Genomic DNA, 12,815 nt, shown 5'->3' with positions numbered 1-12,815 from the left:
GCAGTTTCACGCATTGCGCCCGACAGAGCAAGCCTAACGATGACTATTCGGGCCCGGCTTGTTCCAGACGCCCTCCGACCCGCACCATACGCACGGATTTGGCCTGTCCGTCACGGTCGTCGGTTTCCACGAACACGCCGCTCAGAGTGGCTTCACCGGTTGCGGGGGTAAAGCGTGCCTTGGGCATACCGGTGATGAACCGGCGCATAGGCTCCTGCTTGTCCATGCCGATGACCGAGTCGTAGTCTCCGCACATGCCCGCATCCGTCAGATACCCGGTGCCACCCGGCAAAATCTGGGAATCCGCCGTTGGCACATGGGTGTGCGTCCCCACCACAAGGCTTGCGCGCTTGTCACAATAATGGCCCATCGCCATCTTTTCGGACGTGGCCTCGCAATGCATATCCACGATAATGGCCTGCGCCTGCCCGCCTCTCGGGTGAGACTTCAGAATCGGCTCAATGGCTGAGAACGGGTCGTCAAACGGCCGTTTCATAAAGACCTGACCCAGCACCTGCACCACCAGAACCTTGCGTCCACCCGGCGCCGTGAACAGCCGATGACCCCGTCCCGGCGCGCCTTTGGCAAAGTTCACGGGCCGTACGATTCGCTGTTCTTTCTCGATAAATTGCAGCATGTCTTTCTGATCGAAGGCATGATCGCCCAGCGTCAGGCAATCTGCCCCGGCATCAAGCAACAGCCTGGCGTGATCCCCGCTCAGCCCCATGCCGTTGGACGCGTTTTCACCGTTGACCACAACAAAATCCAGCCGCCATTCGTCGCGCAGACGCGGCAAGTGCTGCTGAACGGCAGCGCGCCCCGCGCGCCCCATGACATCACCAAGAAACAAAATCCTCATGATCCGGGTCGTAGGGGCTGCGCAGGGCAATAACAAGGCGGAAGCATGAAATTTCCGGCAGGCTTCGGGGTTGAAATCAAATTCTGCCGCGGCAATGTTCCGAGACATCTCTTGAATACGGAAGGAATTCTTCGTGAAGTCTTCATTTGTTCTGACAGGCTGCTTTCTGGCGGCAACTGCTGCCGCGGCCGAAGGCACCAAGACATCCATGCCCAACCCCGCTGCGACCTTTTGCATTGAAAACGACGGGACCTACCAACTTCGAAAAAACGAAGACGGCAGCGTCTATGGCATCTGCATCCTGAAGGACGGCACCGAGGTGGAGGCCTGGGACTACTTGCGCAGCCATTTCGAGAAGTAGCAGCTAGAAGGTCAGCACGCGGCTTTCCGTGACAACCATATCCAGCGGTTGGTCGGTCAGCTCGAGCGGTAGGTCCGCTGCCTCTTGCGCATCAAAAGCAAAGCCGATGGCAAGCGTCGGGCGTTTGGCGCGCAGACCTTCCAGTGTCCGGTCGTAAAACCCGCCGCCATAACCCAGGCGACCACCATTTGCATCGAAGGCGACCAGCGGCACGATCAGAATTTCGGGGCCGAAATAGTCATCCACCTGGGGCACTTTTGCACCAAAGGGACCATCCCTGAGCGCGCCTTCTGGTGTCCAGCGAGAGAATTTCAGCGGCAGACCGGCTGCCTGAATGACAGGCACACCCACCGGGCCATAGGCCGACGCCTCGGCCATGGTGGGGACCGGGTCGATCTCGGTCCGGATCGGCATATAACCTGACAGGGGCACACCGCGATGGCCTGCCAGAACCTCGGACAAGCGCCCGGCTGCACCCGGCAAGCGGGCATCAAACGCGGCCTTGCGGCGGGCAAAGGCCGCTTTGCGCGCTGCGGCTTTGATTTCGGTCAGATCGGTCACAGTAGCACCACGCTGGCAAGCCCAAGAAAGATGAAGAACCCCATGACGTCCGTCGTGGTTGTCACAAAGGTCCCCGATGCAAGCGCCGGGTCGATGCCCAAGCGGTCAAGCACGACCGGTACTACCGTACCTGCAAACCCTGCGATGATCATGTTCACGACCAAGGCCGACCCGATCACGACACCCAGCCAAGGAGAATCGAACCACAGCATCCCCACGGTCCCCAGCACGATGGCAAAGCAGAGCCCGTTCAGCATGCCCACCAGCAGTTCCCGGCGAATAACGCGCATCACGTTTGCATTGGTCAGGTCGCGCGTCGCCAACGCGCGCACCGCAACGGTGAGGGATTGTGTTCCCGCATTGCCGCCCATCGACGCGACAATCGGCATCAGGATGGCCAGCGCGACCAGTTGATCAATCGCCGCTTCGAATTGCGAAATCACCAACGAGGCACAAATAGACGTGCACAGGTTCACCGCCAGCCACGGCAACCGCCGCCGGCTGGTCGCCGCCACGCTGTCGGACAGTGAGCTTTCGTCGCTCACACCGGCAAGGCGCAGGATGTCTTCTTCGTGCTCTTCGTCCAGAACCACCATCGCATCGTCGATTGTAATGACACCGACCAGACGCCCATCGGCATCCACCACCGGGGCCGAGATCAGGTGATACTGGTTAAAGGCATAAGCCACGTCTTCCTCGTCCTGATCGACGGGGATACTGTGGAATTCCTCTTCTGCCAGATCAAGCAGCGGCACCTCACGCCGTGTCGCCATCAGCTTGCCCAACGTCACCTGCGCCACCGGCTTCAGGCGCGGATCGACCAAAACAATGTGATAGAACTGTTCCGGCAGATCGTCATTGGCGCGCATGAAATCAATGGCTTGTCCAACGGTCCAATGCTCAGGCGCCATGACGACTTCGCGCTGCATGAGACGACCGGCAGAATTCTCGGGGTAGGACAGCGCCTGTTCGGCGGCGATCCTCTCGGAATCCTCCAACGCGTCCAGAATGGTTTCCTGCTGCGGCTCTTCAAGGTCTTCCAGCAGGTCAACGACATCGTCGCTTTCCATCTCGCGCACGGCTTCTGCCAGAACGTCCGGCTTCAGAACCGAGATTACCTCTTCACGAACCGATTCATCCAGTTCAGACAGGATATCGCCGTCAAATTCCTTGTCGTACAGGCGGATCAGGCGGGAACGGTCAAACGGGTTGATCTGCTCAAGAAGGTCAGCAATATCGGCCGAATGCAGCGGCTCCATCAACTCGATCAGCTTGTCGCGGTCGTCAATATCCACTGCATAAAGGATCGCGGCCACAGCCTTGGGATCGAGCGCATAGACGTCCTCATCCCGGGGCTGATCGTGTCCGGCTTCGTCACTGCCTGTCGTCATGCTCTGCCCCTTTTTTTCGATTTGCCCTTAAATAGAAGAAGCAGCTACCAGAAAACAATGACAATGCGCCGATTTACCCACTTCTTTCGTCCGCCTATGCTGGTGCGCGGTTCCAAACAGGTGGAGAACAGGGAAAATGGCGCAAAAGACGCTTTTGAAAGGGCGTGTTCTGAGTTTCACAGGCTCACCCTTTGACGGAGAGCCGACCGAGGCGACCCGGCTGGACGAAGCAGTCGTGGTCGAACACGGGCGAATTGCAGAGGTCGGCACCGTCGATACACTGAAAAAAGCCCACCCTGACGCAGTCACGAAGGATCACGGAACGCGCTTGATCATGGCTGGGTTCGTCGACCCGCATGTGCATTATCCACAGACGGCGATGATCGCCAGCTGGGGCAAACGGCTGATCGAGTGGCTGAACACCTACACCTTCCCGGAAGAGATGAAGTTCGGCGATTTCGACTATGCGACCGAGATAGCCAACCGGTATCTGGACCTGACGACCGCCCACGGCACCACGACCATGTGCAGTTTTTGCACGATCCACCCTGAAAGCGTGGATGCCTTTTTCACCGCGGCGCAACAGCGTGGGCAGCGTGTCGTCGCCGGCAAGACCTGCATGGACCGGAACGCGCCCGAAGGATTGCGCGACACCGCGCAGACGGCTTATGACCAATCCGCCGCCCTGCTGGAAAAATGGCATCGCGTCGATCGCTTGTTCTATGCGATCACGCCGCGCTTTTCACCGACCTCGACCCCGGAACAGCTCGAGGCCATGGGCGCGCTTTGGGCCGAGCATCCGCATTGTCTCATGCAAACTCATCTGAGCGAGCAAACGGATGAAATCGAATGGGTCCGGTCCCTGTTCCCTGATGCAAGGGATTATCTGGACACCTACGAGAAATTTGGCCTGTTGGGCCAGAACGGCCTGTATGGCCATGTCATCCATCTGGAAGACCGGGAACGGGATCGGCTGCGCGAGGTCGATGCCTCTTTGATTCATTGCCCCACGTCGAACACGTTCATCGGATCGGGATTGTTTGACATGAACGGGCTGATCCATGATGGCCACCGGATCGGTCTGGCCACGGATACCGGCGGCGGGTCCAGCTTTTCGATGCTGCGCACCATGGCCGCCGCCTATGAGATTGGCCAATTGCGCGGCCGCCCTCTGCACCCGGCTCAATTGCTGTGGTTGGGCACGGTCGGATCGGCCCGGAGCCTGCGTATGGACGACTGCATCGGAAACATCGCCCCGGGGATGGAGGCGGATTTGGTCGTGATCGACCTCGCCTCGACCCCCGCCATCGCCCAGCGCGAGGCCCACGCGGAAGATGTTTGGGAAGCGATCTTCCCGACGATCATGATGGGCGATGATCGGGCCGTGGCAGAGGTCTGGATCGGCGGGCGGCAGGCGGCTTAAGCCTGCAACGCCCGGGCAAGCATGTTTTGGCGTTCGATCACGCGGGGCAGATCAATGGTTGTTATGTACCCATCACGTACGATCTGGCGGCCTTCGACGAACAAGTGTTTCACAGACATCGGCCCCGCCAGAAGCAGGGCCGCCGGATCCCAACTGCCCGCGCTTTCGATGCCGCGGGTATCCCACACCGCAATATCGGCACGTTTTCCGGGCATCAGCCGTCCGCAATCGGGACGTCCCAACACATCCGCCCCGCCGCGCGTCGCAATCTCAAGCGCTTCGCGGGCCGACATGGCATCTGCACCATTGGCAACCCGTTGCAGCAACATGGCCTGGCGCGCCTCAAGCATGAGGTTGCCGTTGTCATTGCTGGCCGATCCATCCGCGCCGAGGCCAACCTTGATACCGGCATCCCGCATTGCCCGTACCGGAGCTATACCTGATCCGAGACGACAATTTGAACAGGGGCAATGGGCCACACCTGTTTTGGTGCGTGAAAACAGATCGATCTCGGCCCCGTCCAGCTTGACGCAATGGGCGTGCCAGACATCCGGGCCGGTCCAACCCAATTCCTCGGCATATTGCCCCGGGCGGCAGCCGAATTGCGCCTGCGAATAGGCGATATCCTCATCATTCTCGGCCAGATGGGTATGCAGCATCACGCCCTTGTCCCGCGCCAGCAACGCTGCATCCCGCATCAGGTCCCGGCTGACGGAAAACGGTGAACACGGAGCAAGGCCAACGCGGCACATTGAACCCTCGGATGAAACATGAAACGTATCAACAACCCGGATCATGTCGTCCAGAATGGCGGCTTCCTTTTCCACCAGACTGTCCGGTGGCAGGCCGCCGTCGCTTTCACCAATGCTCATCGCGCCACGCGTCGGATGGAACCGCATTCCCAACTCGGACGCGGCAGCGATCGTATCCCCAAGCCGCGCGCCATTGGGGTAGAGGTAAAGGTGATCGGAACTGAGCGTGCACCCCGACAGCGCCAGTTCTGCCAAACCGATCTGGGCCGAGGTGAACATTTCTTCCGGCCCAAAACGCGACCAGATCGGATAGAGCGTTTGCAGCCACCCAAACAGCAACGCATCCTGTCCGCCCGGCACCGCCCGTGTCAGAGTTTGATAGAGATGGTGGTGGGTATTTACCAGGCCGGGTGTCACCACACAGCCCGAGGCATCGTGCACCTCACCCTGTGTTTCCAGCCCCCGCCCGATCCGGGAAATCTGCCCGTCGCGGACCAGAACATCAGCCCGGGACAACTCTTGCCGGGACTCGTCCATCGTCAGGACCAGATCAGCATTCTTGAGTAGGATTTCCGTCATTTCGCGCTCCTGCATCTGCCCGTCTCATGCAAGAAGTGCGTCGACCGGTGGAAAACGGGCTCAAGAACCGGCCATCACAGGTTTAGTTGCCTTTGGCGCACTGGGCAACAGAATTCAGAACTGGCGGAGTATCTCAAGCGCTGCGGCATGAAGGTCAGCGTTTGCCGCAGCCAAGGCCCGGCCACCTTCATGAGCAGGGCCACCCTGCCAATCGGTTACAATACCGCCGGCCGCCTGAATAACGGCAATCGGCGCCTGAATATCATAAGAGTTCAAACCCGCCTCGATCACCAAATCCGCCTGCCCGGCAGCCAGAAGCGCATAGGCGTAGCAATCCATTCCATAGCGCGTCAGTTGCACCCGCTCGGACACGGCCTGAAACCCTGCGCGGTCCTTCGGGGTTCCAACCTCGGGGAAGGTGGTAAACAGAGTTGCCTGATCCAGCGTTCTGATCTTGCGCGTTTGCATTCTGCTGGTGCCCTGCGGACCGGTCAGGTGAGCACCGGAAGACGATCCAACAAAACGCTCTCCGATATAAGGCTGGTCGATCACCCCCATGAACGGCCCATCGTGATCGCTCAGCGCTATCAGAACGCCCCAGGTTGGCGTGCCACTGATAAACCCGCGAGTCCCATCGATGGGATCCAATACCCAAGTGCGGCCACTGGTGCCCTTATGCTCGCCGAACTCTTCGCCCAGAATACCGTCATCCGGGCGTTGCCGCGCCAGAACTTCCCGCATCGCTTGTTCAGCGGCCCGATCAGCCACGGTGACAGGGTCAAACCCGTCGGCCAGTTTGTTGGCAGTTTCTAGGTTTGTTTGACGAAAAAAAGGGAGTATGGCCGCTCGCGCTGCTTCGGCCATTTCTTCGGCAATTTCGATATCGCTCGGTGTCGTCGGTTGCATGCCCTTGAGGTGCGGGCAATCCGCGACAAAGTCAAGTCAGTCAGGCAACGTCGCTGAGAACCCGCGCCAGCTCGAAAAGGCGGCGACGCTGGTTTTCCGGAATCGCATAGTAAGAGCGCACCAGATCCAAAGCTTCTTTGTCACCCATCAGGTCAGCAGGGACAGATTTCTTGTCCGCGTCGCTTTTCTGGGCTTCTTCCAGACCTTCGAAGAAAAAGCTGACCGGAACATCCAACGCCTCGGCGATGTCCCACAGGCGGGATGCGCTGATTCGGTTGGCACCGGTCTCATATTTCTGGATTTGCTGAAACTTGATACCAACTTGCTGTGCCAACTGCTGCTGGGTCATCCCAATCAGCCAGCGGCGATGCCGAACGCGCTTGCCCACATGGACATCGACGTGATGAGTCATTGGTATTCTCCTATACTACACAAACATCTGCACGGGATTTTGCGACGTCCGATATCGCAATTCTAGAGAGCTCCCCTTAACCGCTCCCTAATACGGACTGTACCGCCCCCCCGTTTGCAGCACTGACTGTATATAATGCCGGTTTTGAGATTTTTTTCAAGCTGGTTGAGTCCAGCACACCTTACAGGGATTTGTGGTTGTATTACCTTGGGCCTTTGCGCATCTCTTTTTCGGCCACTTGATTTCGCCCCCCCCGGAAACTTCGGTCCTTTCCCTCGTCGAAGCAAACGGATTGACTTTTCTGACGGCGCACGCGCCTATGTCGCAAACTGTTGAGGAACCGTATGCGGGCCTATTGCATTCCATCCGACGGGGCGTCTGCCCAGCTTTGTGACGTGAATAAACCTGAGCCGGGAAAAGGCCAGGTGCGAGTCGCGATAAAAGCTTGTGGCCTGAACTTCGCTGACCTGCTGATGCAGAAGGGCTCGTATCAGGACACTCCACCTGCCCCGTTCACTCTGGGAATGGAGGTCGCCGGCGTCGTGGATACAGTCGGACCCGGAGTTTCAACGCTGAGGCCGGGCGACCGGATCGCGGTCTATTCAGGTCAGGGCGGGTTGGCGGAATACGGCGTTTTCGACGCGGACCGCGCGATCCTGCTGCCGGACAGCACCAGTTTCGAAGATGCCGCCGCCATCCAGATCGCATATGCGACAAGTCACATGGCCCTTGAACACAGGGCGCGTCTGCAACCCGACGAAACCCTTCTGGTCACGGGTGCTGCAGGTGGCGTTGGCCTGACCGCCGTCGAAATCGGTAAACTCATGGGCGCCACAGTTATCGCCCAGGCACGAGGCGAGAACAAGCTAGCCGTTGCCCGAGCTGCCGGTGCCGATCATCTGATCGATGCTTCCGAAGACTTGCGGGAACGGGTCAAGTCTCTGGGCGGCGCGGATGTCGTCTATGACGTCATCGGCGGAGATGTGTTCAAGGCCGCTTTCCGCGCCACCAACCCCGAGGGACGCTTGCTGCCCATCGGATTTGCCGGGGGTGACGTTCCGCAGATCCCCGCCAATCATCTGCTGGTCAAAAACCTGAGTGTGATCGGGGTTTATATCGGCGGATATCTGAAGTTCCGCCCCGAAGCTGTGCGCAACAGCTTTGAAACCCTGTTCACATGGCATTCAGAGGGCCGGATAAAACCGCACATCAGTCATGTCCTGCCACTTGAAGACGTCGCACACGGAATGCAGCTGTTGAAAGAGCGCAAATCGACAGGCAAGATCGTGATCACGCCCTGATCGCGATCACCCAACCACTGCCCGCAATTGGGTACCGCCCAGCAGTCTGAAGTTCTGACGTACCAACTGGGCCAGAGCCTCGACAACCGCATCCCGGCCCGGCTCCCCACCGTATAGATTGATCATATGCGCTGGCAAATCCGGCAGAGCACCGCCCGAGTCGATCTGTTCAAGATGTGCGGCCTCGGTCCCGTCCAGCATTGCGTGTACGGCAAGATCGGCACTGACCGTGGCTTCTATTGTACGGTCGTTTTCGGTTTCTACCGACAGTTCCCACGATATTCCGGCGGCATCCAGTGCTGAAATGACCTGCGGTCTGAACAGACAGCGCCGTCCAAGTGCCAGAGGCAACGGACGTTTGCGCCATGCAGATCCGCCCGGCGCACCAATCCAGCGCAACGGCAACTCTGCTATGGTCTCCGCGCCATCGGCCGAAGACGGTTCGGTCGTCAGGATCACATCACATTCGCCCCGCTTGTACATGTCTTTCAATTGCAGTGAATAGGACGACACCAACTGCACCCTGACACGGGGAAAATCGGCGTTGAACCGCTGTAGGACCCGAGGGATCGCGGGGTAGACGATGTCATGGGGAACGCCCAGAACCACCTCACCCTCAAAAGCCTGGTCGGTGAGTTTCGAGATAACTTCGTCATTCAAGGCGATCATACGGCGCGCGTAAGCCAACAGCTGCTCACCGGATGCGGTCAGGGCAATTGTTCTGCCGCTTCGGTCCAGCAACTCCAGGCCCAACAGCTCCTCCAGCCGTTTCAGCTGCATGGAAACCGCAGATTGCGTCAGGTGCAGAAATCCGGCAGCGCGGGTAACGCCGCCTTGATCCGAAACCGCCACAAAGGAGCGCAGGGTGGTAATGTCCAAGTTTCGCATCTTCACGATTCCTTATGTGTTCTATCAAAAATATTCGTTTTAAAAATATGTCATACTCACCCATATCAATCAAGGAAATTGATGACAACCGGCGAAACCATCGAGAATGCAGAAAGGACAAGTTATGACCCAACTCGCGATCCATCATCCTTGCAAACCAGCCAAACGTTCTTTTGTGACCCTGATCTCTCAAGCCTTCGAGCTGACCAGACAGCGGCGGAAGCTGGCACTGCTGGACGACGCCGTGCTGGAAGATATCGGCGTGACCCGGGAAGAAGCATCTGCAGAAGCAAATCGCTTTTTCTGGGATGCTCCCCAATTCTGGAAAAGGTAACCGTGAAACTCATATTTTTATGGCGATAGGAGGCCTTGAGTCGCCTGTCGCCATTTTTGTTGCGTGTTTTGGTCGGTTTTCGCCCGGAATCTCTTGAAACACAGCCCCTTGTTGCCGATATTTAGATGGAAAACCGCCCCGTACAACCGGGGCGATGTAACTTGACGACTAGGGAGACCCTTTGATGGCACAATTCGATACGATCCGGACGGCATCCGGCGCGCGCGCCGCCGAGATTGATCAGGGCCTGCGCGCCCACATGAACAAAGTCTACGGCACGATGTCCGTCGGCATGCTGATCACTGCACTGGCGGCATGGGCTATTGCGGGTCTGGCTGTCACCAGCGATCCAAGCAACGCGGTCGCACAGATCGGCGCAGATCGCTATCTGACCAGCCTGGGCGGCACGCTGTTCCTGTCGCCGCTGAAATGGGTGGTCATGTTCGCGCCGCTGGCCTTTATCCTCTTTGGCTGGGGTGCCCTGATGCGCCGCGGCTCGGCGGCGACAGTTCAGCTTGGCTTCTTCGTCTTTGCCGCCGTGATGGGCATCTCGATGAGTTCGATCTTTCTGGTCTTCACACCCTACTCGATTACCCAGACCTTCCTGGTGACGTCGATCGCCTTTGCTGGCCTCAGCCTTTATGGCTACACCACAAAGCGGAACCTCAGCGGAATGGGCACCTTCCTGATGATGGGTGTGATCGGTCTGCTGGTTGCGATGATCATCAACCTGTTCCTGCAATCCGGTGTGATGATGCTGGCCATTTCGGCCATCGGCATCCTGATCTTTGCCGGTCTGACCGCGTTCTACACACAGGACATCAAGAACACGTACGTCGCCCATGCTGCGCATGGCGACCAGGAATGGCTGGACAAAGCGGCCTTTGACGGCGCGCTGAGCCTGTACATCTCGTTCCTGAACATGTTCCAGTTCCTGCTGATGTTCATGGGCCAGCAAGAATAGCCCTTGTTGACACCTGAATTGGTTTGGGGCCGGTCATTGACCGGCCCTTTTCTTTGCGCGCCGGACTTCTTTTGCCCGGAAATGAAAAGCCCCGCCTGACCAGGCGGGGCTTTCTGTTTCCGAAGCGTTTATGTGTTCAACTGCAGTTTAGCGGTATGGCAAAGCCCGAGCTCTTCTCGGATGTACCTTTGCGGAAGACATTGCCAGCCGGCAGACAGCCGGTAAAACGCTCTGTTTCTTCCGCAAAGCTCACACCGATCGAATTGTCGACTTTCACACTGTTGGAGGGCGTGCGCAGCACACCAAACAAAGTGCCGTTCACGCTGACAGTGCTCAGGAACAGGTTCGTGTCGCTACCTTGCAATTGCACCGCGTTGTCTGGCGTCTGGCCGCCGTTATCGATTGCAACCGATGCTACCTTGGAAGATTCCACCTCATCACTCAAAAGCGTGACTGTCCGCAGTTCCGCCAGTTCCGCAGGAACGTTGGTCGCATCCGGCAGAAAGGCTACGGCTCCGGGTACGTCCGAAATCGTGCGTGGTTCGCCATCGATTCCAGTAAACCCGACACCTTCGCGGTTAAACGGGTCTTCACAGGCCGTTAGGGTTAGAACGGCGATTGTGGATAACAAGATTTTTTTCATGGCGGTCAACATTTTGTGGCGGTTTGCTGAAACGTACTTGCAGGTCCCCACAAAAAGCAAGCCGCAGGTTATGCGATTGCACCAAACGCTGATGCGCCACTGCAACGGACTGCTTGGATTGCCACCTGTCAAAAACAGGAAATCAGAACTGAAAAAGGGCTCTGTGAACCAGAGCCCTTTTCGGAATTTCCATTTGGAACGGCAGATTACTTGATCTTGCCTTCCTTGTACTCGACATGCTTGCGAACGACCGGATCGTATTTACGAATGGTCATTTTCTCAGTCATGGTGCGCGCATTCTTTTTGGTCACGTAGAAGTGGCCCGTGCCCGCGGTCGAGTTCAGACGGATCTTGATTGTCGTCGGCTTCGCCATGGTTATCTCCTGCGTCCGAAAAGGCAGGGGCCTTTCGGTTGAATTCCTATGAGCGTGCGCTTTTACGCGCTGCACCGCCCATGTCAAGGCCAATCCGATGATACCGGCTCAGGAATCGGGTGCAGGTTCAACCAGGCAGGGTTGGAGCGCCCATATAGGTGTGAATTTGGTCTCTTTCAGCGTCCGAAAGGCCCAACGCGGTGGACAGTTGCCGCAGGTATGATGCCTCGCGCGTGTTATCCAGACGGATCGCGGCCAGAGATGCTGCATAGATCTGCGTTTTGAACGGCGCACCAGAATCAGCCGCCAATCCCATTACATCAATCGGTGCGCTCAGCTGATCTTGCACGAAGGCGCGTTCCTCATCGCTGATGTCATCGCCCAATTCACCCAGAATGATTTCCTTTTCCTGTTCGTCCAGTTCGCCATCCGCCTTGGCTGCCTGAATCATCGCCCGAAGCATCAGCTTCGCCTGCTCTTCCATCGCCGCACCCGCGGGCGTGCCGCCGAACACGGTTTCCATCATGTCACCTGTTTGTTGGTTGGCCGTCTTGGCGGCCCCCTGCATGGCATTCAACAACCCACCCAATCCGGCCGCACCGGTTGCGCTGCCGCCGATACCCATCTTGCTCATCATGTCCTGCAAGCCTGACGCGCCACCGGGCAGACCAAACTGCTCTGCCATTTTGCCCAGCTGATCCACGCCAAAACCGCCGCCGGCGCCCTGCATCATGTCCTGCAGGCCAGCCATGCCGCCCATCTTCTGATATTTGTCCATGCCCTTGGCAGCAGCAAACCCAATGGCCACGGACGCCAGCGTTTTCATAAAGCTCATAATCAACCTCCCGTTTCAAAAAAAATTGGTGCCGCAAGCCTAACAGCAGAATGGAAGCACGAATACCGCACTCAACCCCAGCGCGACTGACGCGCACTATAACGTCTAGAGAAGGCGGGTTATTTGCCATGATGTTTGTACATATCACGCTTTCGTGATAGGTTTGCGTATCCAAGAAGCCGAATTCAGGCTCGAAGGCCGAGGCAGTGCCAAGTGGGATTGATCCGCATCG

General features: G+C 57.9%; 15 protein-coding genes. 5 read left to right on the top strand and 10 right to left on the bottom strand.

Annotated features, from left to right (window positions below; genetic code table 11):
* Positions 1 to 43: 43 nt before the first annotated feature.
* The gene (locus tag AC2FEB_RS12700) at positions 44 to 859 is read right to left on the bottom strand and encodes a TIGR00282 family metallophosphoesterase (RefSeq protein WP_117872592.1); all 816 of its coding nucleotides are present in this window, start codon (positions 857 to 859) and stop codon (positions 44 to 46) included.
* Positions 860 to 992: 133 nt separating this feature from the next.
* On the opposite strand from AC2FEB_RS12700, the gene AC2FEB_RS12695 reads away from it, so the two are divergent.
* Positions 993 to 1,220 carry a putative hemolysin gene (locus tag AC2FEB_RS12695; protein ID WP_496675790.1) on the top strand — a complete coding sequence of 76 codons (228 nt, stop codon included), beginning with the start codon at positions 993 to 995 and terminating at the stop codon, positions 1,218 to 1,220.
* A 3-nt stretch (positions 1,221 to 1,223) separates the two neighbouring features.
* On the opposite strand, the gene AC2FEB_RS12690 is transcribed toward AC2FEB_RS12695, so the two are convergent.
* On the bottom strand, positions 1,224 to 1,781 hold the full coding sequence (locus AC2FEB_RS12690; RefSeq protein ID WP_496675787.1) for a 5-formyltetrahydrofolate cyclo-ligase: 558 nt from the start codon (positions 1,779 to 1,781) through the stop codon (positions 1,224 to 1,226).
* Positions 1,778 to 3,172, bottom strand: coding sequence for a magnesium transporter (gene mgtE / locus AC2FEB_RS12685; RefSeq protein WP_117868252.1), 1,395 nt, complete (start codon positions 3,170 to 3,172; stop codon positions 1,778 to 1,780). Before mgtE ends, AC2FEB_RS12690 begins: the two co-directional genes overlap by 4 nt.
* A gap of 136 nt (positions 3,173 to 3,308) precedes the next feature.
* Here mgtE and guaD point away from each other — a divergent pair, with 136 nt between their 5' ends.
* Entirely contained in the window at positions 3,309 to 4,595 is a 1,287-nt protein-coding gene (guaD, locus tag AC2FEB_RS12680) for a guanine deaminase (protein WP_496675784.1), read from the top strand.
* Here guaD and AC2FEB_RS12675 read toward each other — a convergent pair.
* The 3 genes from AC2FEB_RS12675 to AC2FEB_RS12665 form a co-directional block, all read right to left on the bottom strand.
* On the bottom strand, positions 4,592 to 5,926 hold the full coding sequence (locus AC2FEB_RS12675; RefSeq protein WP_496675781.1) for an 8-oxoguanine deaminase: 1,335 nt from the start codon (positions 5,924 to 5,926) through the stop codon (positions 4,592 to 4,594). The two genes, guaD and AC2FEB_RS12675, sit on opposite strands and share 4 nt — an antisense overlap.
* A 114-nt stretch (positions 5,927 to 6,040) precedes the next feature.
* Positions 6,041 to 6,832: a histidinol-phosphatase gene (hisN, locus tag AC2FEB_RS12670; RefSeq protein WP_496675778.1), complete on the bottom strand. Its 792-nt coding sequence runs from the start codon at positions 6,830 to 6,832 to the stop codon at positions 6,041 to 6,043.
* 40 nt (positions 6,833 to 6,872) lie between these two features.
* Entirely contained in the window at positions 6,873 to 7,244 is a 372-nt protein-coding gene (locus AC2FEB_RS12665) for a helix-turn-helix domain-containing protein (protein ID WP_170343628.1), read from the bottom strand.
* 344 nt (positions 7,245 to 7,588) lie between these two features.
* Here AC2FEB_RS12665 and AC2FEB_RS12660 point away from each other — a divergent pair, with 344 nt between their 5' ends.
* A complete protein-coding gene (locus tag AC2FEB_RS12660) occupies positions 7,589 to 8,545 on the top strand; it encodes an NADPH:quinone oxidoreductase family protein (protein WP_496675776.1) in 957 nt (318 codons plus the stop codon).
* A gap of 6 nt (positions 8,546 to 8,551) precedes the next feature.
* On the opposite strand, the gene AC2FEB_RS12655 is transcribed toward AC2FEB_RS12660, so the two are convergent.
* Complete coding sequence (locus AC2FEB_RS12655; protein ID WP_496675773.1) at positions 8,552 to 9,433, bottom strand: LysR family transcriptional regulator; 882 nt, start codon at positions 9,431 to 9,433, stop codon at positions 8,552 to 8,554.
* Between the two features lie 124 nt (positions 9,434 to 9,557).
* On the opposite strand from AC2FEB_RS12655, the gene AC2FEB_RS12650 reads away from it, so the two are divergent.
* Both AC2FEB_RS12650 and AC2FEB_RS12645 read left to right on the top strand, forming a co-directional pair.
* Positions 9,558 to 9,767 (top strand): DUF1127 domain-containing protein, encoded by a 210-nt coding sequence (locus tag AC2FEB_RS12650; RefSeq protein WP_117868246.1) that lies wholly within the window; start codon positions 9,558 to 9,560, stop codon positions 9,765 to 9,767.
* A gap of 184 nt (positions 9,768 to 9,951) precedes the next feature.
* Complete coding sequence (locus AC2FEB_RS12645; protein WP_117868245.1) at positions 9,952 to 10,731, top strand: Bax inhibitor-1/YccA family protein; 780 nt, start codon at positions 9,952 to 9,954, stop codon at positions 10,729 to 10,731.
* Positions 10,732 to 10,867: 136 nt separating this feature from the next.
* Here the strand turns inward: AC2FEB_RS12645 and AC2FEB_RS12640 are convergent, their stop codons facing one another.
* From AC2FEB_RS12640 to AC2FEB_RS12630, 3 genes are all read right to left on the bottom strand, one after another.
* On the bottom strand, positions 10,868 to 11,374 hold the full coding sequence (locus tag AC2FEB_RS12640) for a hypothetical protein (protein ID WP_162896730.1): 507 nt from the start codon (positions 11,372 to 11,374) through the stop codon (positions 10,868 to 10,870).
* Positions 11,375 to 11,580: 206 nt separating this feature from the next.
* On the bottom strand, positions 11,581 to 11,748 hold the full coding sequence (gene rpmG / locus AC2FEB_RS12635) for a 50S ribosomal protein L33 (protein ID WP_037309480.1): 168 nt from the start codon (positions 11,746 to 11,748) through the stop codon (positions 11,581 to 11,583).
* A 127-nt stretch (positions 11,749 to 11,875) separates the two neighbouring features.
* On the bottom strand, positions 11,876 to 12,583 hold the full coding sequence (locus tag AC2FEB_RS12630) for a DUF533 domain-containing protein (RefSeq protein WP_496675770.1): 708 nt from the start codon (positions 12,581 to 12,583) through the stop codon (positions 11,876 to 11,878).
* Between the last annotated feature and the right edge of the window lie 232 nt (positions 12,584 to 12,815).

The sequence above is a fragment of the Ruegeria sp. YTSC106 genome, assembly GCF_059609765.1.
This window is presented reverse-complemented; position numbering and strand designations above follow the sequence as displayed.